Origin of the sequence: Pedobacter cryophilus (genome assembly GCF_005116455.1) — a bacterium.
GTDB lineage: Bacteria > Bacteroidota > Bacteroidia > Sphingobacteriales > Sphingobacteriaceae > Pseudopedobacter > Pseudopedobacter cryophilum.
The window spans coordinates 1,114,883-1,139,143 of record NZ_SWBP01000001.1; the positions used below are offsets into that span (position 1 = coordinate 1,114,883).

General features: G+C 33.7%; 19 protein-coding genes. 7 read left to right on the forward strand and 12 right to left on the reverse strand.

What is annotated here, in order from left to right; translation table 11 throughout:
* Nucleotides 1–21: 21 nt before the first annotated feature.
* From FA046_RS04730 to FA046_RS04740, 3 genes are read left to right on the forward strand one after another with little or no spacing between them, the layout of a single operon-like run.
* Entirely contained in the window at nucleotides 22–663 is a 642-nt protein-coding gene (locus FA046_RS04730) for a 4'-phosphopantetheinyl transferase family protein (protein ID WP_136825190.1), read from the forward strand.
* On the forward strand, nucleotides 660–1,364 hold the full coding sequence (gene lipB / locus FA046_RS04735; RefSeq protein ID WP_136825191.1) for a lipoyl(octanoyl) transferase LipB: 705 nt from the start codon (nucleotides 660–662) through the stop codon (nucleotides 1,362–1,364). The genes FA046_RS04730 and lipB overlap by 4 nt, the downstream gene beginning before the upstream one ends.
* A gap of 9 nt (nucleotides 1,365–1,373) precedes the next feature.
* Nucleotides 1,374–2,096: an SGNH/GDSL hydrolase family protein gene (locus FA046_RS04740; RefSeq protein ID WP_136825192.1), complete on the forward strand. Its 723-nt coding sequence runs from the start codon at nucleotides 1,374–1,376 to the stop codon at nucleotides 2,094–2,096.
* A gap of 115 nt (nucleotides 2,097–2,211) precedes the next feature.
* Here FA046_RS04740 and FA046_RS04745 read toward each other — a convergent pair whose 3' ends face one another.
* The 3 genes from FA046_RS04745 to FA046_RS04755 form a co-directional block, all read right to left on the reverse strand.
* Complete coding sequence (locus FA046_RS04745) at nucleotides 2,212–3,849, reverse strand: amidase (RefSeq protein WP_136825193.1); 1,638 nt, start codon at nucleotides 3,847–3,849, stop codon at nucleotides 2,212–2,214.
* Nucleotides 3,850–3,965: 116 nt separating this feature from the next.
* Nucleotides 3,966–6,056: a carboxy terminal-processing peptidase gene (locus FA046_RS04750; protein ID WP_136825194.1), complete on the reverse strand. Its 2,091-nt coding sequence runs from the start codon at nucleotides 6,054–6,056 to the stop codon at nucleotides 3,966–3,968.
* Between the two features lie 150 nt (nucleotides 6,057–6,206).
* Nucleotides 6,207–7,769 carry a glycoside hydrolase family 10 protein gene (locus tag FA046_RS04755; RefSeq protein ID WP_136825195.1) on the reverse strand — a complete coding sequence of 521 codons (1,563 nt, stop codon included), beginning with the start codon at nucleotides 7,767–7,769 and terminating at the stop codon, nucleotides 6,207–6,209.
* A 300-nt stretch (nucleotides 7,770–8,069) separates the two neighbouring features.
* Between FA046_RS04755 and FA046_RS04760 the strand changes: the two genes are divergently transcribed.
* The gene (locus FA046_RS04760; protein WP_136825196.1) at nucleotides 8,070–8,972 is read left to right on the forward strand and encodes a hypothetical protein; all 903 of its coding nucleotides are present in this window, start codon (nucleotides 8,070–8,072) and stop codon (nucleotides 8,970–8,972) included.
* 58 nt (nucleotides 8,973–9,030) lie between these two features.
* On the opposite strand, the gene FA046_RS04765 is transcribed toward FA046_RS04760, so the two are convergent.
* The 5 genes from FA046_RS04765 to FA046_RS04785 form a co-directional block, all read right to left on the reverse strand.
* On the reverse strand, nucleotides 9,031–12,480 hold the full coding sequence (locus FA046_RS04765; RefSeq protein ID WP_136825197.1) for a hypothetical protein: 3,450 nt from the start codon (nucleotides 12,478–12,480) through the stop codon (nucleotides 9,031–9,033).
* Nucleotides 12,480–16,181: an ATP-binding protein gene (locus tag FA046_RS04770; protein ID WP_136825198.1), complete on the reverse strand. Its 3,702-nt coding sequence runs from the start codon at nucleotides 16,179–16,181 to the stop codon at nucleotides 12,480–12,482. Before FA046_RS04770 ends, FA046_RS04765 begins: the two co-directional genes overlap by 1 nt.
* 124 nt (nucleotides 16,182–16,305) lie before the next feature.
* The gene (gene fabD, locus FA046_RS04775) at nucleotides 16,306–17,187 is read right to left on the reverse strand and encodes an ACP S-malonyltransferase (RefSeq protein ID WP_136825199.1); all 882 of its coding nucleotides are present in this window, start codon (nucleotides 17,185–17,187) and stop codon (nucleotides 16,306–16,308) included.
* 40 nt (nucleotides 17,188–17,227) lie between these two features.
* Nucleotides 17,228–17,842 (reverse strand): GTP cyclohydrolase I FolE, encoded by a 615-nt coding sequence (gene folE / locus FA046_RS04780; RefSeq protein WP_136825200.1) that lies wholly within the window; start codon nucleotides 17,840–17,842, stop codon nucleotides 17,228–17,230.
* A gap of 9 nt (nucleotides 17,843–17,851) precedes the next feature.
* Nucleotides 17,852–18,265 carry a 6-pyruvoyl trahydropterin synthase family protein gene (locus tag FA046_RS04785; RefSeq protein WP_136825339.1) on the reverse strand — a complete coding sequence of 138 codons (414 nt, stop codon included), beginning with the start codon at nucleotides 18,263–18,265 and terminating at the stop codon, nucleotides 17,852–17,854.
* A gap of 81 nt (nucleotides 18,266–18,346) precedes the next feature.
* Here FA046_RS04785 and mqnB point away from each other — a divergent pair, with 81 nt between their 5' ends.
* From mqnB to FA046_RS04800, 3 genes are all read left to right on the forward strand, one after another.
* On the forward strand, nucleotides 18,347–18,991 hold the full coding sequence (mqnB, locus tag FA046_RS04790) for a futalosine hydrolase (RefSeq protein ID WP_136825201.1): 645 nt from the start codon (nucleotides 18,347–18,349) through the stop codon (nucleotides 18,989–18,991).
* Between the two features lie 6 nt (nucleotides 18,992–18,997).
* Nucleotides 18,998–19,828 (forward strand): menaquinone biosynthesis family protein, encoded by an 831-nt coding sequence (locus tag FA046_RS04795; RefSeq protein WP_136825202.1) that lies wholly within the window; start codon nucleotides 18,998–19,000, stop codon nucleotides 19,826–19,828.
* Nucleotides 19,829–19,902: 74 nt separating this feature from the next.
* Nucleotides 19,903–20,643, forward strand: a complete 741-nt coding sequence (locus FA046_RS04800) for a superoxide dismutase (protein ID WP_136825203.1) — start codon at nucleotides 19,903–19,905, stop codon at nucleotides 20,641–20,643.
* Nucleotides 20,644–20,753: 110 nt separating this feature from the next.
* On the opposite strand, the gene FA046_RS04805 is transcribed toward FA046_RS04800, so the two are convergent.
* From FA046_RS04805 to FA046_RS17460, 4 genes are all read right to left on the reverse strand, one after another.
* Complete coding sequence (locus FA046_RS04805) at nucleotides 20,754–22,181, reverse strand: LysM peptidoglycan-binding domain-containing protein (protein ID WP_136825204.1); 1,428 nt, start codon at nucleotides 22,179–22,181, stop codon at nucleotides 20,754–20,756.
* Nucleotides 22,182–22,225: 44 nt separating this feature from the next.
* The gene (gene gatA, locus FA046_RS04810; RefSeq protein ID WP_205943601.1) at nucleotides 22,226–23,665 is read right to left on the reverse strand and encodes an Asp-tRNA(Asn)/Glu-tRNA(Gln) amidotransferase subunit GatA; all 1,440 of its coding nucleotides are present in this window, start codon (nucleotides 23,663–23,665) and stop codon (nucleotides 22,226–22,228) included.
* 91 nt (nucleotides 23,666–23,756) lie between these two features.
* The gene (locus tag FA046_RS04815) at nucleotides 23,757–23,921 is read right to left on the reverse strand and encodes a Sec-independent protein translocase subunit TatA/TatB (protein ID WP_136825205.1); all 165 of its coding nucleotides are present in this window, start codon (nucleotides 23,919–23,921) and stop codon (nucleotides 23,757–23,759) included.
* Between the two features lie 21 nt (nucleotides 23,922–23,942).
* Nucleotides 23,943–24,227 carry a Sec-independent protein translocase subunit TatA/TatB gene (locus FA046_RS17460; protein WP_136825206.1) on the reverse strand — a complete coding sequence of 95 codons (285 nt, stop codon included), beginning with the start codon at nucleotides 24,225–24,227 and terminating at the stop codon, nucleotides 23,943–23,945.
* Nucleotides 24,228–24,261: the final 34 nt, after the last annotated feature.

Sequence of the window (24,261 nt, forward strand, 5' to 3'; positions counted from 1 at the left end):
AGATATTTTATAAATTTAAATATGCCTATTACTTTTCAGGAAAATATCAATCAAGATACCTCCATTGCATTATGGAAAATTACTGAAACGCCCGAAGAATTAGAACAGCAACTTCAACTTAAAGAACATGAGCTTACCTTATTGCGATCTTTAAGTAAAGAGAAAAGAAATTTGCATTGGTTGGCTACCCGAGTATTGCTCAGGAAAATGCTTAACACTGATGAATATATAGATTGCCAGGCAGATGAGAACGGAAAACCAGTTTTGATGAATCATCCTCATCATATTTCCTTAAGTCATTCTCATGAATATGCCGCTGTAATGGTAAGTAAAACAAAAAAAGTAGGAATTGATATCGAGATCATCAAAACTAAAATTGAACGTGTTCAAAATAAATTTATGAGCCCAAAAGAGATTAGTTTTATTGAGGAAAAACATAAAATTGAGCATTTATATGCTTGTTGGTGTGCAAAGGAGGCTTTGTATAAACTAAACGGAAAGAAAGAAACTTCGTTTAAAAACCATATCCATTTAGAGGCGTTTAATTATTTAGATAAAGGGGCGCTCCAAGCTAAAATAGATAAATCTGATTTTAAAGAGTTTTATACGGTACATTATAACAGGTTTGAGGGTTACATGGTTGGTTACGTTGCTGAGAAATGATAAAAAATACAAAAGTTAAATTTGAGGATTGGGGTTTGTTAGATTATCAGCAGGCATGGGATAGGCAGGAGCAAATTTTTTCTGATACCATTGCCATCAAAACTAAAAACAGAAACCAACCCGAAGAAGCCGTAATTACTCCTAATCATTTAATTTTTGTAGAGCATCCTCATGTTTACACTTTAGGTAAAAGCGGTAAACCCGAGAATTTACTTTTAGATGAGGCTGCGTTAAAAGAAAAGCAAGCTACTTATTATAAAATAAACCGGGGCGGAGACATTACTTATCATGGGCCGGGGCAAATAGTAGGTTATCCAATTTTAGATTTGGATAACTTTTTTACCGATATACACCTTTACCTTAGAACTTTAGAAGAAGCCGTAATTTTAACATTAAAAGATTACGGAATTGCAGCAGGCAGGTACCCTGGTTTTACAGGAGTTTGGTTAGATGCAGATAACGACAAAGCCCGAAAAATTTGCGCAATGGGTGTACGTTGCAGTCGTTGGGTAACCATGCATGGTTTTGCTTTTAATGTAAATGCCGATTTAAATTATTTTAAAAACATTGTTCCTTGCGGAATAGATGATAAAGATGTTACCTCTATGCAAAGAGAGTTAGGCGCACCAGTAAACTTATCAGAGGTAAAAGAAATCCTTAAAGGGCATATATCCGTATTATTTGGTATGGATTTGGTTTAAAAAGGAAATATGAAAAGTTTGTTGATTGTTCTCCTATCTGCAACTATTGGCAGTGGATGTGCAAAGAAAGATAATGAGGCTCAAAACCCCAATAATGCAACCTTTAAACCTATTTCATCAGTGAAAACTTATACTTATTTAGCCCTTGGAGATTCTTACACTATTGGCGAAGCAGTTATGCAAAACGAATCCTTTCCTTATCAGTTGGCACAAGTTTTAAAAACAGATAGCAGTGCTGTAGAAGAGCCGAAAATTATAGCTAAAACCGGCTGGACAACTGATGAACTTATTCAAAACATTAAAGCTACGCCTTTAAATCCCAAATATGATTTTGTAACGCTACTTATTGGGGTAAACAACCAGTACAGAAATTACGATATAGAAATTTACAGAAAAGAATTTGCAGCGCTTTTGCAAACTGCTATTAATTATGCCGGAGGTAAACCAGAAAGAGTTTTTGTGATTTCTATACCTGATTGGGGCGTGACTACTTTTGCTAAAAACAGCGGAAGATCAATTACTCAAATTGCCAAAGAAATTGATGCTTATAACGCCATTAACAAAGAGGAAACAGGAAAAATGCAAGCTAATTACCTGGATATTACCCCTATTTCTAGAGAAGCAGCAACCAATATTAGCCTTATAGCCTCTGATGGGCTTCATCCTTCGGCACAAATGTATATGCGTTGGGTAGAAAAACTGAAGCCTTTGGTAGCGTTAAAATTAAATTGATTTTTAGGGTTTAACCCGATGCAAAACTGATTTAATTGATTTCCATTCCCTCAAACAAAAATTGCGTAATAACAAGTCTAAACTTATCATTACGCAAGCACATAAAATTGATTATTTAAACAGCTTTTGGAATAGCTGAAGTTAAAAATTTGGGTGCTTCTCTTTTTTTGGTGGCTTGTTCAAAAGCATACGCTATTTTAATAATTTCGGCTTCCTGATAAGCTCCTGCAACAAAAGAAATCCCAACAGGCAAACCATGTATCATGCCCATTGGCAAAGTAATATGAGGGTAACCTGCTGTAGCCGCCGGACCAGAAAATGAAAACCCAGTGCCGTAATCTCCATTTATATTATCAATACAACTTGATGGACCATTACTTACACCGCAAAGTGCATCTAATTGATTTTCTTTCATCAAATCGTTAATAATAGATCTAGATTTTATAAGTTTTTCTACCGCATCTTTATAAGCTTTGCTATTTAAACCTTCTCTTGCGTCACTAGCTATTAGTGTTTCTTGCTTAAAATAAGGCATCGCGGTTTCCTTATTGGCATTGTTAAATGCAATTACATCGGCCAAAGTTTTCACTTTTGCGTTAGCTGTAGCTAAATATTTATTTACACCATCTTTAAACTCAAATTGCAGCACTTCGGTTTCTGCATTACCTAAAGCAGCATTTACTTTGCTATTCAAATCTATTTCTACAATGGTAGCGCCTTGGGCTTTTAAAAGCTCAATGTTTTCTCTAAAAAGAGCAATTACATCTTCATTTCTACGGGTAAATGTAGAGCGCTCCACACCAATTTTTTTTCCTTTTAATGCATTAGGATCTAAGCCCAGAGTATAATCTGTTTTTGCTTTTCCTTTACTTTCTTGTGTGATAGGATCTTTAGCATCTATTCCGGCTAAAATGCCTAAAAATATAGCGGCATCTTTTACTGTTCGTCCCATTGGGCCAGCGGTATCTTGTGTTGCAGAAATTGGGATAATTCCACTGCGACTTATTAATCCAACTGTGGGTTTAATGCCTACTAATCCATTAATAGAAGCTGGAGAGGTAATAGAACCGTCTGTTTCTGTACCAATTCCTATCACACATAAATTTGCCGCAACTGCAGCTCCTGTTCCTGCGCTAGAGCCAGATGGATTTCTATCTAAAATATAAGGCATTCGGGTTTGCCCACCACGACTGCTCCAACCACTGGTTGAGCGGGTAGAACGAAAATTTGCCCATTCGCTTAAATTAGTTTTTCCCAACAAAACCGCACCAGCTGCTCTTAATTTTTTTACCACAAAAGCATCTTCACTCGCTATATTTCCTATTAAAGCAGTTGCGCCAGCAGTGGTCATCATTTTATCTGCGGTATCAATATTATCTTTAATTAATACCGGGATGCCATGCATTGGACCACGAAGTTTACCTGCTTTACGTTCTTTATCCATCTCCTCCGCAATTTTTATAGCATCGGGATTTATTTCTATCACCGAGTTAATGGCTGGGCCTTTTTTATCAATGGCATTAATTCTTTTTAAATAAAGTTGAGTAATAGATTTAGAAGTTAATTTCCCCTCTTTCATCATTTGCTGCAATTGGTCTATAGTGACTTCATTGAGCTCAAAATTATCTTTAAATAAATTATTGTCGGTTTGCCCTGATGATTCAATCTCACTTGCTTTAAAAGAAGTAGAAGCAATTGAGGTGGCAGCCAAGCCAGCTACGGAGGTGTTGATAAGGAATTTTCTTCTATCCATTGGGATTAATTTTTGTTTAAGTTAACAAACAATCATTCACAATTTAGAAAGATATTATCAAAAATTATATAACCTTTTTGATACAAAAAATCCCGGCTGATAAGGCCGGGATTGAATTAAAGTTTTATGTTTTTTGCCACTTTAGGGTCTGATATGAAATCAGTAACTATTTGTAAAGTTTCATCCCTCACAAAGTCGTAATTTTCTTCTTTAGCAGGCTTAGATTCGCCTTTCTTTAAGGCAGCTAAACCTCTAGAAACTCTTCTTTGATTTTCACGCTCAAAGTTTTTTAATTCCAATTCATCGCGTTGTTTTCTTAACGCTTGCTCATTTAGCGGAAGAGAATCTTCTGTATCTCTCTTTTTAAATTCTGTAATGTCTTGCAATAAGTAATTAAACTCTTTACTGCTCTTCATTCTGGCATCATGAGTAGACTTTAATAAAGCAATTGGGTTGCTTAAATCAGTATATTTTGTGTAAGTACTGCTTTTGATTTCGTCCCAGGGAAGTGCAGCTTTTTCAGAACTCTCGCCATATTTATCTGCTGGAAAAATAGTAGGAAATTCAATATCTGGTACTACTCCTTTATGTTGGGTTGAGCTTCCGCTGATGCGATAAAACTTACCTGTTGTTAAATTTATTTGTCCGCCTCTATCGCCTAAATCGGGGTTAACCCTTTTCATATCAATAGCAGATTGTACCGTTCCTTTTCCATAAGTGGTGTTACCGATAACAATTCCACGACCATAATCTTGTATTGCACCAGCAAAAATTTCTGATGCCGAAGCGCTAAAACGATCTGTCATTACTGCCATGGGGCCTGTCCAACTTACTGATGGATTTTCATCTTTATCTACCTCTACTCGGTTGCGTAAATCACGTACTTGCACTACCGGGCCAGTTTTAATAAATAAGCCGGTAAGCTCTATAGCCTCTAACAAAGAACCACCACCATTGCTACGTACGTCTATAATAATGCCATCAATGTTTTGACTTTTTAGAGAATCTAAAATCAATTTCACATCTCTGGTTGTTGATTTATAATTAGCCTCGCCAGCTTGCATGGCTTTCCAATCTGCATAAAAAGCAGGAATTTCTATAATGCCATAAGTGAAAGTTTTACCGTCTCTTTGTATAGATTTAATGGTTTTCTTTACCGATTGATCTTCAAGAATAATTTTCTCACGCACCATTTGTACAATTTTTGGTGTGGCAGAAAGATCTTGGTCTTTAGATAAAATTTTAAGTCGTACGGTAGTCCCTTTTTTACCTCTAATCAAAGAAATGGCATTATCTAAACGCCAGCCTACCACATCTACAAAGTCTTCATTACCTTGGGCAACTCCAATAATTTTATCATCAATTTTTATTTGCTTGCTTTTATCAGCCGGACCACCAGTTACTACACTTTTAATGGTTACAAATTCGTTTTCAGACGATAATGTTGCGCCGATTCCTTCTAAAGACCTAGCCATATCAATATTAAAATTAGCGGCATTGGCTGGATTAAAATAACTAGTATGCGGGTCTATAGATTCTGTAAAAGCCGTCATAATCACTTGAAAAGCATCTTGATTATTGATCTTATTTGATTGGCTGATTAGGTTTTCATACCTTTTCTTTAATGCATCTTTAATTTCTGTATCAGTCTTTTTAGCCAATTTTAAGTTCACAAAATCATACTTCACTTTCTTAGTCCATGATTGATTGCTTTCTGCATCGTTTTTAAACCAAGGCAGTTTTTCTCTATCATAAACATAAGACTCGTTTTTAGTAAAATCGAAGTTTTGCGCTAAGGCTTTCACAGAAAAACTCAACTTTTCATTGTATCTCTTTTGATAAACATTAAACATGTAAAATGCAGGAGTTAAATCTCCAGCTTTTAAATCATCATCAAATGTTTTTCTGTATTGCTCAAAATCAGTCACATCAGCAGCTAAAAAGTAGCTCTTGTTAGGATCCATTCCTTTAATGTAATTATCAAAAATTACAGAACCCATAGAATCATTCAATTCAACTTTTTTATAATTGAAAGAGGTAACCAATGTGGCTATTTCTTTGGTAATTAATGCTTGCTGAGGATCGGGTTTTAAATTATTAGAACCCGGCACTTCTTTATTTACCCTTGGACTGTTATTTATCCATGGAGCGGCATTACAAGCTAAAGTAGCTGTAATAAATATTCCTAAAAAAACCTTCTTTAACATATCCTTAAATTTTTCGAACCCTGTTGTCACAGCTATCATTAACGTCTTATTTCAATAAATAATGCTTTAAAACTAAATAAAAAAAAGACAGAAATGTTCTGTCTTCTGGTAACAAGTTTAATTATAAAATATTTGGCTTCAATAAATATTTTATGGTTTGGGATTAGTTTTGCCTGTTTTAACCGATATAATGAATGGTGTAGAGGGTTCACTCTCATTTTTTACCCTATCTAATGTAGTCACTACGTAGGTATAAGTCTTTCCTTTTTCTACGCCTCTATCTTCCCAAGAAGTAATATCGCCGTAATATATTGCTTTCATATTACTTGCATTGTCTAAATTCATCTCCTCACCCTCATTAAATCTGTAAACTACAAAGCCATAAGTCTTATCTTTTCCAATAGTTTTAGAAACTAGGGGTAATTTCCAACTTAAAAGAATTCCTTTATCATCTTCTACGGCTAGTAAATTTTGTGGTTTGTTAGGCGCTACAGAATCTAACCAAAGCATTAAAGGAGGTAAAGAAAGGCTCCTGTAATATTTGTTAGCCAATGTATCTGCAATACCTAAAGGGTTGTTGGTTAAAGATTTTGAACTAAAAAACACACTTCCTTGTACCCTTGAGTTTAACCTGTTATAAGAAATTTGGCGTGTAAATTGAGTTGGGCTTTTCCAGCTTAAATCTTTTGTGGCGTTAATTCTGTAAGCGCCTTGCCCAATGTATAAATGTCTTCCAAAACTGTTTTCGCTCCACCAATCAACTAATTTGTTATATGGAGCCGCTTTAGTTTCAAAAGACCAGTAAATTTGCGGGTTGATATAATCTACCCAACCTTTTTGTACCCATTTTTTAGAATCGGCATATAAGCCATAATAAGAATCGCCTCCAAAAGTTTCAGAACCTTGTGGATCTTGTGATTTGTTTTTCCAAATCCCAAATGGGCTAATTCCAAATTTCATATAAGCTTTGTGAGCATGAATGCTATCACTTAATTGATGAATTAATTCATCAACATTATATCGTCGCCAATCCTTAATATCTTTAATACCATTATTGTGTAGAATGAAAGCCTCAGTATCATCAATTACCTGCCCTTTTATGGCGTAAGGGTAAAAATAATCATCAAAGTGTACTCCGTCTATATCATAATTATCTACTACGTTTAAAATAATTTTATTGATGTAGGCTCTTACTTCGGGCAAACCCGGATTGAATAATTTTTTGCCATCGTATTTAAAAAACCACTCGGGCTTATTTTTGGTAATGTGGTTAGCGCTGATGGTTTCTTCTTTTCCGTCAAATGAAGCTCTGTATGGATTAAACCAAGCATGTAATTCCATGCCTCTTTTATGGCATTCTTCTATTGCAAACTGTAAAGGATCATAAAATGGATTTGGAGCTTGCCCTTGCTTACCTGTTAAATATTGCGACCAAGGTTCCTCACTTTTTGCGTAAAAAGCATCGGTTGCAGGCCTAATTTGAAACATAATAGCATTTATGCCTTGTCGCTGATGCTCATTTAATAATTTTATGAATTCGTCTTTTTGCTGCTTTGTTGTTAATCCTGGCTTTGTTGGCCAATCTATGTTTACCACTGTAGCCACCCAAACGCCTCTAAATTCTCTTTTAGGAATAATGGATTGCTGAGCCTGAGCATTATTTAAAAATAGGGTTAATAATAGTGCAGAGGATAAATAATTGAAGAACTTCATTTATGAATTTTTGATTTTGACTTTAACGTTCAAAGATAGATAATCTGATGTAAAGCTTTCAATATATTGAATTTCTAAAATTTGAGTACGGTATTTTAAAAAAATAAGAAAGGAAATGAGTAGCAAAAAAAAATATTTATTTAATACGTTTAAAAAATTAACTTCGAGGCCAAAATATTGTTAACGATTTTAATTTCGTTTAAACATATTGATAACAAATTTTCAAAAAGGAATCCTGATCATTTTTAAGGCTTTTTGGAACAATAATTGTGACTTTTATAAACAATAAACTAGAACAAAATGGAAAATCAAGGGCAAAAGAAGAAGGATACAAACAAAATCTACTTTCTTATTGCGGTAATTGTAGCGCTTTTAGGAACCAATGTTTATCTTTTCTTCCAAAAAAACAAAAGTGATCAAAGAGTGGTCACGGTTAATGATGATAAAACAGCTCTACAAACAGAACTAGAAAAATTAGAAACCGAGTTAGAGCAAGCAAATAGCTCTACAGGGCAATTATCTGAGGAGTTAAAAGTAAAGGATGAGGAGTTAAAAGCTAAAATTGCACAGCTAAGGGTTGCTTTAGGAAAAGGGCAATTAACAGCCGGAGAGCTGGCAAAAGCCAAAGAAGATGTGAAACAATTGCGGTATTTTGTAAATAAATATACTGGCGATATAGATCAGCTGCAAAAGCAAAACGCTATGCTAACAGGGGAGAGAGATAGCTTAAAAACTACCGTAACCAGCGTAAAGCAATTAGCAGATAATTTGAGTAAAAAGAACGATTCGTTATTTGTTAAAGTAAAAGCGGGTGCAGCAATTAAAACATCTTCCTTACAAATTGGAGCATTTAGAAGTAGAACCAGTGGCAAAGAAATAGGGGTAACAAAAGCAAGCACTGCTCAAAAAATTAAAGTTAATTTTACTATTAATACCAACCCAATTGCAGAAAAAGGCACTCATGATATTTATATGAGGATTTTAGACCCTGCCGGAAATTTAATTACTGGCGAGGGTGGCACATTTGTAGCTAACGACCAAGAGCTACAGTACACTTATAAAACTGCTCTTGAATTTAACGGAGAAGCTAAAAATTTCACAATAGATTGGAATAATAGAAGTCCTTTTCAGGTAGGTAACTACACTGTAATTCTTTATGCAGATGGTTATACCATGGGCAGAGGAACTTTTGCTTTAAAATAGATTTAAAAAACATATTCATAAAAAGCTCGGGTTTATTTAAAACTCGAGCTTTTTTTATTTAAAAATAAGCTCTTACTTGTAAGCCTCCGGTATGAATAGTTTTTACTTCGTTAGACTTTCTGCCTTCATAAGTAAAATTTAATTGAATGCCATTAGAAATGGTTCTTTGAAAACCTGCCGACCAAGTTGTATTGCTGCCTGGCTGTAAACCATCTAATAATTCATAGGCTATTGCCGAGTTATTTTTTCCTTCAAATTTATTATTGATGAGGTTTAACTGCGCAGAAACTGTTCCCTTTTTTATTAGATTATACCTTAATTCTGTACCTAATTTGGTATTAAAAGTTTTCTCGCCACCCAAAGACGCTTCATTTTTTTGATTCATTAAATTAAGCGTTAAAGTGGTTTTAAAATCAGTGCTAAACTGATAACCAAACTCGGGTTGCAATGACAAATAATTTATTCGGTAGTTTCTTTCGGTAAATAATTCGGAACTAAAATTTTTATTCCCCTGATTTATTTGAACAATAAAATTGCTTTTTCTGATAAAATTCCATCTTAACCTTAAGCCCTGTTCTTGTCGGTCTCGGCTATCAAAGCCATTGGTTAACAATAATTTACTGCCCGTTTTTTGAATATTAACATCTAAACCAAAAACAGGATTAGCTCTGTTAAAAAACAAGGTATTTCTTACAAATGAATTTAGCGCAATTAAATCATTGCCATCAATTTGGGTTTGATAAGGATTAAAAAGAATTCCATCGCCGGCTAATACTTTTTTATCAATTCTTAAAGAAGTGATGTTAGAAAGTTTAGCTATAAACGAGGAGAATTTAGCTTGTATGTTTTTAAAAACTGAAGCAGGATTAATGGTTAATGTTTGGTTAATATTGGTAAAGTTAGATCTGATAAATTCGTTATTGGGCCTAAAAACCTTAATGTATCTGGCTTGATCAGGATATCTTGAAATCTCAAACTCATTTAATTCTTTAATGCCATTCCCATTATAATCATTCCAAGAATAAACACCTTGTGCGGCCGCAACTTCTAAATAAATAAATTCTCTTTTAGGCTCTTGTCCCGTACCTAATTCATAAAAAGAGTTTAAATTGAACAAGCCTTTTACTGCCGAAAAATTATAATCCACTCGGCCTAAAAGTGTTTCTTCATTTTTGTTTACAGCGCTGTTGTTAATATAAGTTAAGGATCTGTAAGTGGCATTTACAGCCAAAGTAGATTTCACATTTTTACTTAAAATAAGTTTGCCAGTAAAAGTATTTGCTTTGCTGTAAGCTTGTAAATTAGTTCCAATTGGTAGATCATCAAAACGCTGGTTGTATTGCAATAAAAACTCTCTTTTAGCTTTATCAGCCGATTTAAAAAAGAATTCGTACTGTCTAAATGCAAAAGATTGAAAAGTTAATGTATCTGTAAGTTGATTCTTTGTTTTATTATTTTCTTGCTCAAAAATAAAACCACCTTCTATGGTTTTATAAAGTTTAGCAAAGCCAAATTTTTGTTTTAAGAAATTGCCTTTATCATTTGCAATTGATGCGTTTAGTAGGCTTCCATTATAGCTAAATTTATAGCCCTTATTTTGGTAATTGATGCCTAAACCTTGTTGCAAGCCATCATAACTTTGCCCTCTAATAAAACTTGATACATTGTAGGTAAGCTGTTTTACATCTGATTTAAAAAGTTGCAAACTTAAAGTGCTCCAATATTCATTGGCGCTTTGTAAGGCGGTTCCTCTAAAATTAAAATCTCTATCAAACTCTACCGGTCTGTATCTTTCTAAGGGTTTAAACTGTTGGTTTACATATTCATAGCTCAGTCTACTATTCAGCTTTAAGCCGGTAGAATCTGTTCCTTTTAACAGGCGCTTATCTTGAAGTATTAATTTGTAAGCCATGCCTTTATTCTGCTCATTTTGTAAATCAGAGTAAAGGTTTAAGTCGTTATTACTTAAGGCAACTTCAGAAAATATACTGGTTTTAGCGCTTAACTTATAATCAGCGTTAAGCGTAATTAATTGTTGTTTTTTTGGGGTAATTAATAAGGTAACAGGTGCATAATCTCCTTGCAAAAAACCATTTATGGGTGGCGTAAACACATAAACCCTGCCGTTTGCTACAGAATTTGTGTTAATCTTATAATTCCCTTTATTGCTTCCCACAAATGTAAAACCCACTCTGTACTTTGCCTGGCTGGGTTGGGTGGCATAAACGTAAACATCGTTAAAGCCTAAAGTATCTATCTTTTTGTATAAAATTTCATTTTCATTAAAAGCAATGCTATCTACATTTGGAAAAACTGCATTATTTGTTTGGTTGCCTATTTCTTGTAAAAATTGTTTTTGACTGTTGTTTAAACTTTGTAGAAATGGTCTATCCGGATTATCTTGTTCTGAATAATAATTAAAGCCCAATTTTAATTTTTTGCTCTTATAACTTTGGTTGAGCTGAAATAAACTGCGGGCAAAAACCTTATCAGAATATTCAAATTCTACAATAATTCTTGAATTTCTGGTGATGAGCCTTTTGGTGGTGAAAGAAAGTTCGGCAGTATTATAATCCATTATATAATCATTGTCTTGGCCTCTCAACAATAAATTCCCATCTAAAAAAACTCTTTCTGTACCAGATATTACAATAACAAATTGTTCGCCATTGTTCCCGGTTAAACGATAAGGTCCTTGATTACCTTCTATACCATCAAATAAGTTTCTGGCAGACCTGCCTTTGGCAACTGCCCCGGCAAAACCAGTTTCATACTCGTTCCCTTTTTTATCTTTAAAATTATTAGAAGCAAATGCGCCTTGTGTTCTTTTAAAATAGTTGGTAAAATAACTATCAGGTTTACGCAATTCATAATCTCCGGCTATAAGGGTAGTTCCTTGTCGCTTAAGCTGAATAAAAACCTTATCAAAATCATTAATTTGTTGTGTATTTCCCTCAGGTTGGATGGGAATATTATCATCAGAAATAGCGGCTAAAATTTCAATTTCATTATTTAGTTTACCTGATAGCTGAAGCACCAAATTTGAGTTTACGGCTAAATCCTGATTGTTTCCAAAGCCAATTCCACGAGAGATGCTTCCGCTTTTGTTAAAGCCTTCAAAATTAAAAACCGCATTCTCTTCTTTAGCAGCAGTATAAATGTAAGGCTTGTTATTTATGACTTCTTCTTCTATTAATGAAGGGTTTTTATTGAATCTTTTTTGAGAAAGCAATAAGGGTAAAGTAAAGTATTTAACCGTAACCGAATCTGTTTGCGGTTTAATTTTATAGGTTAATAAAGTGCTGGCATAATTTATTTGGTAAGTAATAGGGCTAATTTCTATAGCGCCGTTAAATAGCTTAAAACTATTGGGAACAATGCTTAATGAATCTAAGAAAACCGAATCTTTTACAGCGATTTTTTTTAAGGTAGAAAAACTTGGAGTTTGTGCATAGCAATAAGTAGCTGAAAGTATTAAAAGGAAGCCGATTAAATACTTTCTGATCATTAATTTACTAAAGGTAGAATGATGTGAAAGGTGGTTCCAACATTAATTTCGGTAGTAAAATAAATGATTCCGCCCATATTTTCTATAGCCTGCTTAACAAATGCAAGTCCTAAGCCGGTACCAGAGCTTTTTGTAGTAAAATTTGGAACAAATATGCGGTCTCTCAAACTTTCGGGAATACCACTGCCATTATCCTTAATGGTTACCTCTATTTTATTGTTAGTTACTATGCCATTAATGGTGATAATGCCTTCTTTATCATCTGTTGAAGCTTCAATGGCGTTTTTAAGTAAGTTATTGAATGATCTAAGCAGTTGATCCTTATCAGCAAGAATTAAATGATTTTGTAGTTCATTTTCATTTGTGATAATTTTTATGCCTTCCATTTGCCCGTAAACCTGAGTTGCCCTATTGAGTACGTCTAATAAGTTTACCTCCTCTAATTTTAGCTCGGGCATTTTAGCAAAGTTTGAAAATTCTGATGCAATTCTACTTAAGCTATCTATTTGCTCTAAAAAAGATTTACTAAATTTTTGAAACTTATCATCAAAATTAACGTCTTTATCTCGCCAAGATCTATCCAACATTTGGATACCTAACTTTAATGGAGTAAGTGGGTTTTTAATTTCATGAGCCACCTGTTTTGCCATCTCTCGCCAGGCAATTTCTCTTTCAGATTGGGCTAGTTTATTGGCGTTTTCTTCTAAGGTTTCAATCATAGAATTATACTCTTTAATTAAGCTGCCAATTTCATCGTTTCTTTTCCACTCTATAGGTTTGTTCTTTTTACCAATCATGGTTTTAGAAATACTTTCTTGTATTAAACTAAGTGGGCTGGTAATTTGATTGGCAACCACAAAAGCAAAAAAACCAATAGCAACAAAAACAAGAACGTAAATATTGATTAATAGGTTTAGAAAGGTTCCTATTTTTTGATTGTAATCATCTAAATTAGAAAAGTAGGGTAACTGTAAATATGCAATAACATCGTTATTTGCATTTTTTATAGGTCTGTAAGCGGATGTAAATTGTAGCTTATCGATATTTTCTTCCTGAATAAATTCTGATTTTTGCTGTAAATTTAAGTTGATAAAAGCAATAGGGTTCATTCTATCGGCTATTAAGCCAATCACAAAAATCTTATTTTGAGTAGAAAAAAGTAGTTTCCCATTGGTGTCAAATAAGTTAAGATCGGTGTTGTACATTTTTGAAAACTCCTCAAAAGAGAGGTTATTATTCTGATTATTATCTGCAGGAGAGTCGTTTGATATGTTACTTTCAAAAGCTTCGGCAATTACTTTGATTTTGTTTTTAATTAAATCTTGTTGCTGCTCTTTGTATTGGATAGAGATGTAAGAAAAAGTAATAATCCCAATAATTAATAAAGAACTTACTACCGCTAAAACCAGTGCAATTTGAATTCTTGTTCTGTAAAGGATTTTATTATTCCCAATAAAAAGTGTAAACTTTAATCTTTTGAAACCAAATTCATAAGATTTAAATAATTTCCAAATCCATTTATAAGAGACGATGATGAGCGAAAAAATAAGAAACAAAATAAAGAAGAAAGATAAGGAAGCCAGCTCTCTCCAAAATGTGTTTGACGGGTGTGTGATAATGATAATATTGTTGATGCTAGGCTGATAGATGATGTGATCAAACCCATTCTTTTTTAAAATTACAAAGTCTTTAAGTTTGCCGGTAAAGTCTTTGTTTTTAAGGTCATAAACATAATTTCCGTACTGGTTAACTAATTTTTTATTATCATAAAAGGCGTAAGAATAATCTACAAAATCAACTCGTTGGTCTAACTTTCCGTTTTGTAAAAGCTGAGGAAAAGCACCATATCTTTCAAAATCTTTAGATTGTAATTCAAGGATGATGGTACCTAGTTTAACATTATTCTCTATTAAAGGGATAATAGCAAAATAATTTTGTGAACCCAAGGTGTTATTTCGCCTATAAAAATATTCACTCACTTTTAAGGCACCGTTTTCTACCAGTTGCCGGTAATTATGAAGACTTATTGTTTTTTTAGAATTAATAATAGAGTCGGTGTTGTTAAACAGGTAAATACGGTAATCAAACTTGTTTAAGTCGCCGCCTAAATAAAGTTTATTAAAACGGTTATTGAGCTGTTTGCTGGTAAATGATTTGCCTGCCAGCATTTGCTTTAATTCTTCGTCATTTGGAATCTCTTTTTCTATTTCAACAAAAGAAATAATAGAGTAAGGGTCATCAGCCGATTGCAGTTTTAATAACAAGCGTTTTCTAATTTCTAATTCCTTTACATTCTCAAACCTATTTAATTTAATAGAAACTAAAGTGGCAAAAAGTAAAGAAATGAGTAGTAAAGCCGGAAAAATAATTTTACCATTATAATAGTAAATTAATCTGCCAACAATTAAAACCAAACAAAAGATGAGAATAAAAAATACGCTATAGTTGCTAAAAAACAACTCATAAACATTAAACAGCACAAAAATTATAGCCAATAAAATTAGTTTTTGCTTAATGCTAATTTTAATAAAAGACGAAAACGTGATGAGAATATCTATGATTAAATAGTAGGCAAATAAAGCAAGCATCAATATTAAAACACCAACAAGACTTATCCAGTTTAGGTTAATTAAATTAGAAACTTTAAAGTTGATGTTAGAATTAAATACAAAGCCAAAAAAGATGTCGGAGTATAAATAGGAAACTACTATTGCTACTATTATCCCATAAATTAGTATAGGATAACCCATCCAAGGGTTATTAATAGGTTTAAAAATTTTAAGCTTATAGCTGTGAATAAAAATCACAATCCATAATAAAGTCATCACATTTAAGCCTAAATCTGCAAAAGATGGAAAGTAAAAGTTGGAGGCGTAAATATTGGGGTTAAATAATTCGAGGCTGTACAAAGCTTCCGGAAAATGATATTTCAATCCCAAATACCTTAGTAAGCAAAAAGTGATGGTTAAAAAAAATGCAGCTAAACCCGGCGAGCCATTATCGGCATAGAATTTACAAATGCTATTAATTAATAAACCTAAAATAATGAATCCTAATGCCCACATAGTAATTTCTATTTTACTGTAAGGCACATTATTGTTGATAATGCTTTTCTTGATAGAGAATAAATATCTACCCGCAATATTCTTAATATCAGCAACGGGAAAATCAGATAATTTGGCTATATCAACTGTTTTATCGATAATTAAATCTTGCTTAAAGCCACTATTTAAATATTTGTTTTGATAAGGATAATTTGATTTTACCGGGATTAAGAAAACTACAAAGAAGTTGTTTTCTGTTTTTTTAATCACTTCATACCAGCCGTTTGGATATTCTACAAAGCTTGTTCCTTCTTTTAATCCCTGAACGTTGTTGGTGTTAATAATGGCATCAGACCAAAAATGAAGCTTATTGTTTTTATAGGTTTGAAAAAAGATGTTCTTACTGGTAAAATATTGGATGGTTTCAATAGCTAAGTCGGCATCTTTATCTAAGCTTTTTAACTGGTTGTAGCCTTCAGTGCTGGTTAAATAATCATAAACCAAGGTTTCTTTGGCTCCTAATTCGGCTGTAATCTTATCGGCAACATCTATAAAGTTAACTAATTTGGTTGCTGCCCATCTGGCGGTTAAAGACGTGGCAAATAACCCAAGAGTTACTAAAAATAAAAGCCAACGAATTTTAGTTGCAGTTTTCAATCAAATTAATGCTAGTTGGTAAATTTAATATAAAATAGAGGATAGTAAGCAAATAGGTCTCCTAAAATCAAGCCAAAAAAAAACAGGACTAAAAATCCTGTTCTTTTAAATTTTTATTTTTTATTTAAATGGTGGCGCTTGAAGTAGGCATAGCTCTATCTACTTTTTTAACTAAACCTTGTAAAACATTACCTGGCCCTACTTCAATAAATTCGCTTGCGCCATCAGCTAACATTCTCTGTATGGTTTGTGTCCATTTTACTGGTCCGGTTAATTGAGCAATTAAATTATGCTTAATACTGGCAACATCTAAATAAGGTTTTGCATCTATATTCTGATAAATTGGGCAAACAGGTTGTTTAATTTCTGTGGCTACAATGGCAGCTTCTAATTCTATTTTAGCGGCTTCCATTAAAGGAGAGTGAAACGCACCGCCAACATTTAATTTTAAAGCTCTTTTTGCACCTGCTGCTAATAATAATTCACAAGCTCTGTCTATTCCGGCTATGCTGCCAGATATTACCAATTGCCCCGGGCAATTATAATTTGCTGGCACAACTACGTCACTTACTCTTTGGCAAATATCCTCTACAGTAAAATCATCTAAACCCAAAATTGCAGCCATAGTAGAGGGCTGTATTTCGCAAGCTTTTTGCATGGCATTTGCTCTTTTAGCAACCAATTTTAATCCGTCTTCAAAAGATAAAGCCTGGGCTGATACCAATGCAGAAAACTCTCCTAAAGAATGTCCGGCTACCATGGCAGGTTTAAAATCATCACCTAAAACCTTTGCTAATATTACCGAGTGTAAAAAAATGGCGGGTTGCGTAACTTTTGTTTGCTTTAGATCTTCATCTGTACCATTAAACATGATCTCTGTAATAGAAAATCCTAAAATCTCATTGGCTTTTTCAAATAATTCTTTAGCTAAGGCCGAGCTTTCATAAAGTTCTTTACCCATGCCCACAAACTGAGCACCTTGCCCCGGAAATACGTATGCTTTCATGTATTAAAATTTAGTTTTTATCACAATCTTATTTTTTTAATTAAGCCAAATGAGCTGTAATTAATCTTAAAAATTCAGATCTGGTTTTATCATTTTCAAACTCACCTGTAAATGCTGATGTTGTAGTTGATGAATTTTGTTTTTGTATGCCTCTCATACTCATGCACATGTGTTTACATTCAATTACAACAGCAACGCCAGCCGGTTTTAAAGTGTCTTGTATGCAATCTCTAATTTCGTTGGTTAACCTTTCTTGCACTTGTAATCTTCTGGCAAAAGCATCTACCACTCGTGGAATTTTACTTAGCCCCACAATATGCCCATTAGGGATGTAGGCAATATGTGCTTTACCAAAAAAAGGCAACATGTGATGTTCGCACATAGAATAAACTTCAATGTCCTTAACAATCACCATTTGGCTATAATCTTCTTTAAACATCGCTGATCTTAGAATCTCGCTGGCATCTAAATCATAACCATGAGTAAGAAATTGGAGGGCTTTGGCAGCTCTCTCAGGTGTTTTTAAAAGGCCTTCACGATGAGGGTTTTCTCCAATAGCAGTTAAAATCTTTTGATAAGATTCAGAAATAGCTTTAATGCTGTCTTCATTATAGCTATCTGTTTTGTGGTATCCTATTTCTGGGTTTTTGCTCATCTTTTTTATTTAATCGCCAAAGTACTCTACAAAGTTATTGGCAGTTTCATACAATTTTATGCAATGTAAGGCCGCACCTCTATCGCTAATATGACTGGCTAATTGTTTCCAAATTTCTATAGCCAACACTTCCGTAGATGCCATTTTCCCTTTCATAAAATCTACATCTAAATTCAGATTTTTATGATCAAGCTTATCTACCACCTCATTAATAATGATATCTTTTAATTCTTTTAGATCAATAACAAAACCAGTTTCGGGATTAATTTCTCCTTTTATAGTAACAAAAAGATCATAATTGTGACCATGCCAGTTGGCATTTGCACATCTTCCAAAAACTTCTTCGTTTTTCTCTTTACTCCAATCTTCACGATACAGCTTATGGGCTGCATTAAAATGTTCTTTTCTTGTGATATAAATCATTTTAACCAAATAAAGTGCAAATATAAACAAAGGATTTACATGGATAAGGAACTCTTTCATTCATTGTGCTTAAATTTGTCTATGAAAATTCTTTTAGTAGCAGCTACCTATCAAGAAATTGAGGCTTTTATAAAACACCATACCACTAATTTTAATGCTGATGAATGGTTAAAAATTGACACCCATGAGGTTAAAATTTTAATTACCGGAGTAGGAATGGTGGCCACAGCCTTTGCTTTAGGTACTGAATTTGCAAAAAATAATTACGATTTAGCTTTAAATGTTGGTGTTGCTGGCAGCTTTTATAGAAATATTAAGATAGGCCAATTGGTAGAAGTAAGAGAAGATATATTATCTGAATTGGGCGCCGAAGATGACGAAGAATTTATAAGTTTAGACCAATTAGAGATGGGCGAAGTAGAATTTAGAGCTTCAGAGAAACATCATATTAAAGAAGATTTAAGAAAAGTAACGGCCATTACCGTAAACAAGGTGCATGGTAATGAAGAAAGTATTGAAGAAGTTAGAGAAAGAATAAACCCAACCATAGAAACCATGGAAGGCGCAGCTTTCTTTTATGCCTGTGAAGAGGCTAATGTGGCCGCACTTCAGGTAAGGGCTATATCAAATTACGTAGAAAAGAGAAATAAAGGAAACTGGAACATGCCTTTAGCTGTTAAAAACCTGAACAACTGGTTAACAGAAGGTTTAAAAAATTTAAAATAGTATAGCATGAAACTCACGCTTGGTTTTTCTCCCTGCCCTAATGATACTTTTATTTTTGATGCCCTTATTCATCATAAAATAGATACCGAAGGATTAGAGTTTGATGTGATTTTTGATGATGTAGAAACGCTGAATCAGAAAGCGTTTGCTGCAGAATTAGACATTACAAAATTAAGCTATCATGCTTACGGTTATGCCTTAAAAGATTATGTTTTATTAAATGCAGGCAGCGCTTTGGGCTTTGGTGTGGGGCCTTTACTCATTTGTAAAAAAGAACAAGACTTAAGCAATCCAAACCTTAAAATTGGCATACCAGGGAAATTTACCACGGCTAATTTTTTACTGAGCTTAGCTTACCCTCATTTAAAAAATAAGGAAGAAATTGTTTTTTCGGCCATAGAGCAAAAGCTTTTAAATGATGAAATAGACCTAGGCCTTATCATACATGAAAACAGGTTTACCTATCAGGATAAAGGATTAATAAAGGTTAAAGATTTAGGCGCTTATTGGGAAGAAAAAACGCAATGCGCTATCCCCTTAGGTGGTATTGTAATCAAAAGAGATTTGCCTCAAGAGATTAAACAAAAAGTGAATAAATTGATTAGAAAATCAGTAGAATTTGCTTTTGCAAACCCAGCATCGGCTTTGCCATTTATTAAAACCCATGCACAAGAAATGGAAGAAAGCGTGGTATATCAACACATAAACCTTTATGTGAACAAGTATTCTTTAGATTTAGGTAATGAAGGTAAAAAAGCTATTGAAATGTTGTTTAACCAAGCTTTTGATCAAAATATTATCCCAAAAACAAATCAAAGTTTATTTTTGGAACAATAAATGATAACCTATAACGCTGTTTATTAGTAAATTGACATTCATTAATTTTCTTACGGATACCCAAAACAAACAAAATGAAAAGTAATAGCAGAAGAAAATTTATTCAAAACACCTTAACCGCAACGGCAGCTTTTACAGTTGGCGCTCCCTTATTAAATGCGCAACAGCTTTTTGGTGCCGAGCGTAAAAACGCAACTCAATTTGGTGGTGGGCAATTAGAATTTTCGCAGGTGAAGCTGCCTTATAGTTACGCAGCTTTAGAACCACATATTGATGCTTTAACGATGGAAATTCACTACACAAAGCATCATACAGCATACATTAAAAATGTAAATGATGCCATTAAAGCCGAAGGAATTGAATCGGCTACTGAAATGGATTTCTTTAAAAATGTTTCCAAATTATCTGCAAAAGCAAGAAACAATGGCGGTGGCGCATACAACCATAATTTCTTTTGGGAAAGTATGAGCCCTAATTCCAATAAAATGCCAACTGGTAAATTGGCAGATGCAATTAATAGTTCTTTTGGTTCTTTTGATAAATTTAAAGAGGGATTTACGCTGGCAGCCAGTACTATTTTTGGATCGGGCTGGGCTTGGTTAATTGTAGTTGACGGGAAATTAAAAGTGATTACCACGCCAAACCAAGATAACCCATTAATGGATGTGGCTAAAGATAAAGGCAAACCTTTATTGGCCTTAGATATTTGGGAACACGCTTATTACCTTAAATACCAAAACAAAAGAGCCGATTATATTAAAAACTTTTGGGAAATTATTAATTGGGATAAGGTGGCAGAGCGTTTAGGGAAGTAGTTCTTTTAAACTAAAAATAATACATCATTAATTTACCTCGCTAAAGCGAAACAGAAAAATTTATATAAAGGAGTTCTGAGAAATTGGGACTCCTTTTTTGTTGGGTCAGACTAATTGATAACCGTATTCTTATAAATTTTTAAGAACATACCAACACTCAGCAGGCTACTTTTCAAATTATTAAGTTCTTTAATACTGCCAATAGTTGCGTTTTCAAACTTTTTGGCTATTTCAGAAAGCGTATCTCCAGTTTTAACTTTATAGGTAATATAAGTAGGTTCAATATTTTTCTTTGGGATTTCTTTTAGTGCTGTTTTATTCACAATTAAGATTTGCCCGGGTACAATTTGATAAGATTTTAATTGATTCCAAACCTTTAAATCTTGGGCTTCCACATCGTAACTATTGGCTATGCTTATTAAATTTTCCCCTTTTTTAACCAAATGTTTTTGCGCCTTTTGCTGATTAATAATGGGCCTATCTATTACGCTAACTACTTTAATGGCAGTGTTTTCATCGGTATTTAATGCTTCAAAAAAATCAGCATAATATTTAGAAGTTACCTTAGGGATAATTAATCTTTTTGGCGAGGATACAGATCCGTTAATCAAATTCTTTTTATAAGATGGATTTAGATTTTGCAATTCTATGGCATCCATATTTAAAGCCTGAGCAATTTTATTAAAGGAAACATATTTGTTTACATAAACAGAATCGGTATGTAAAACCACGTCTTTATCCACTTTAATATCTTGGTAACGATGATAATAATTCATCATATAATTTGCCGCAATAAAAGCCGGAACATAGTTTCGGGTTTCATTTGGTAAAAAAGGATGGATATCCCAAAAATTAGAAGAGCCTCCTGCTTTTAACATCGCCCTGCTTACGTTTCCGGCGCCACAATTGTAAGCAGCTAATGCTAATAACCAATCTCCAAATTGATTGTATGCATCTCTTAAATAAGCAGCAGCGGCGTAGCTAGCAGCAATAGGATCTCTACGCTCATCCACATAATTGTCTATTGTTAAACCATAAACTTTACCTGTGGTGTACATAAATTGCCATAAACCTGTAGCTCCAACTCTAGAAACTGCCATCGGATTCATAGACGATTCTATAATGGGAAGATATTTAAACTCCTGGGGGATTTTATAGGCGGCTAAAGCTTGTTCAAAAATAGGAAAGTAATATTGCCCCAGATTAATCATCTTGCCCATTTCATCTTTTCGCTTGGTTAAAAAGATATCAATATAAGTTTGAACGTAAGGGTTGTAATCTAATGAAACGGCAGATTTAATAGAATCTAAACGGTATTTGTAAATTAGGTTGGGATTAAACTTTAAAATCTCTGTTTGCAGGTTAATTTCTCCGGCAATAAAAGCAGTATCAGCACTTACCAGGTTTTTAATAATTCTAGATTCTCTGGGAGTTAACGTAACTGTTTTTAAAGTGTCGTTTTTTATCTTGGTTTGAGAAATAACATCAGCGGTAGCAAAACAACAAAGAATAATAAACCAAAAAATAAATTTCCTCATTCTTTTAATTTTTACAGTATAAACACTGGATAGTATTAAAATGGTTAAGCCCGATGACTAAAATAAGTAGAAAATTCTAATAACTCGGCCTCTTTAAAGCTTTTTCCAATAACTTGTAACCCTAACGGTAAACCTTCTTTATTCTTGCCCGATGGTAAAGAAATTGCTGGCAATCCGGCTAATGATGCTCCAACAGTAAAAATATCGGCTAAATACATCACCACCGGATCTGTAATTTCTTCTCCAATATTAAAAGCAGGTGTTGGTGTGGTAGGGGTAATGATAAAATCGTACTCCTCTAAAATGGCTTCAATTTTTTCTTTAATTAACCTTCTGGCTTTTTGTGCTTTTGAGTAATAAGCATCATAATAACCGGCGCTAAGCACAAAAGTGCCTAACATAATTCGGCGTTTTACTTCTTCTCCAAAACCTTCAGATCTAGATTTTTTATAAGTGCTCATTAAATCTTTAGACTCCGGGCTTCTATAACCAAAATGAACGCCGTCATATCTGGCTAAATTAGAAGAGGCTTCTGCTGTGGTAAGAATATAATAAGTTGCCACTACGTAATCTAAATATTCAAAAGATACGGGCTCTACGGTATGTCCATCTGCTTTTAATTGTTCTATTTGTTGCAGCACATTTTGCTTAATCTCTGGGTCTAACCCTTCCGAATGTAGTGTTTCTTCTATGTAAGCTATTTTTCTTTTGATGTGTGGAGCAAGTAATTTAGAATATTGCGGAACTGGTTCTGAAGAAGAGGTGCCATCATAAAAATCCTGACCGGCAATTACTTCCAATATTAAAGCAGCGTCTTCTACTGATTTAGCAATTGGGCCAACTTGGTCAAAAGACGAAGCGTAGGCAACAACGCCATAACGAGAAACCCTTGCATAAGTTGGTTTTAAGCCTACTACTCCGCAAAAAGCTGCCGGTTGTCTGATAGAGCCTCCTGTATCTGACGCTAATGATGCAAAACAAAGGTTGGCTTGTACTGCCACTGCCGAACCACCTGATGAACCGCCAGAAACTTTTCTCTCATCAGCAAAATTCTTTACTGGTCCAAAATAGGAAGTTTCATTAGAAGCGCCCATGGCAAACTCGTCACAATTTAACCTTCCAATAATAATGGCGTCTTCGGCTAAAATACGCTCTACTACGGTGGCGGAGTAAACAGCAGTATAACCTTGCAAAATTTTGGATGAGGCCGTCATTTGATGGTTTTTATAGGAGATATTATCTTTTAATCCTATAATCATACCGGCTAACTTACCCGCTGTTCCGTTATTTATTTTTTCTTGAATATGGATAGCTCTTTCTAAAGCTTCTTTTTCAAAAACTTCTAAAAAAGCATTTAAATGGGCGTATTCTTTAATACGGGCACTGTAATAGTGAATTAAATCTTTTAAACTAATCGAACCTTTTTTGAGGTCTTCTTGTAAGTCTATTAATTTAGAATACGATTTAATTTTTTCTTTAATCATTTTACAAAACAAAACCTTGAATTCCCGAAATTAAGAATTTCGACCATTCAAGGTTAATAGAATCCTAAATAATTAGGACATAAAAATTTTATTATTTCTCTTCTGGCTTTTCAGACTTATCAACTCCGTTTTGAGCGTCTTTAAATTCCTTCACTCCTTTACCCATACCTCTCATTAATTCTGGAATCTTTTTTCCACCAAATAAAAGCAATAATGCCAATACGATTAAAATAATTTCTGGAGCACCTAAACCCATTTTCTTACTGATTTAAATTGTTTAAACTTCTGTATTTTCTTTTGGAGCATCTAATTTAGTTTGCTCCTTCACTCGCTCTATCTCTTCTTCTCTTTTCAATTCCTCTGTAGCGGTGAGCTGGTTAATATTTCTATGTATTTCTCTTTTAACCCCGTCAGAGGCATCTTTAAATTCTCTTATCCCTTTGCCTAAACCTCTTGCTAATTCAGGTAATTTTTCTCCTCCAAATAAAAGCAAAACAGCAAACACAATTAAAATTACTTCTTGTGTTCCTAAATTTAAAAATAATAAAACTCCGTTAAACATGTTTTTTGGTTTTAAAGAGAACGCAAATATAAGG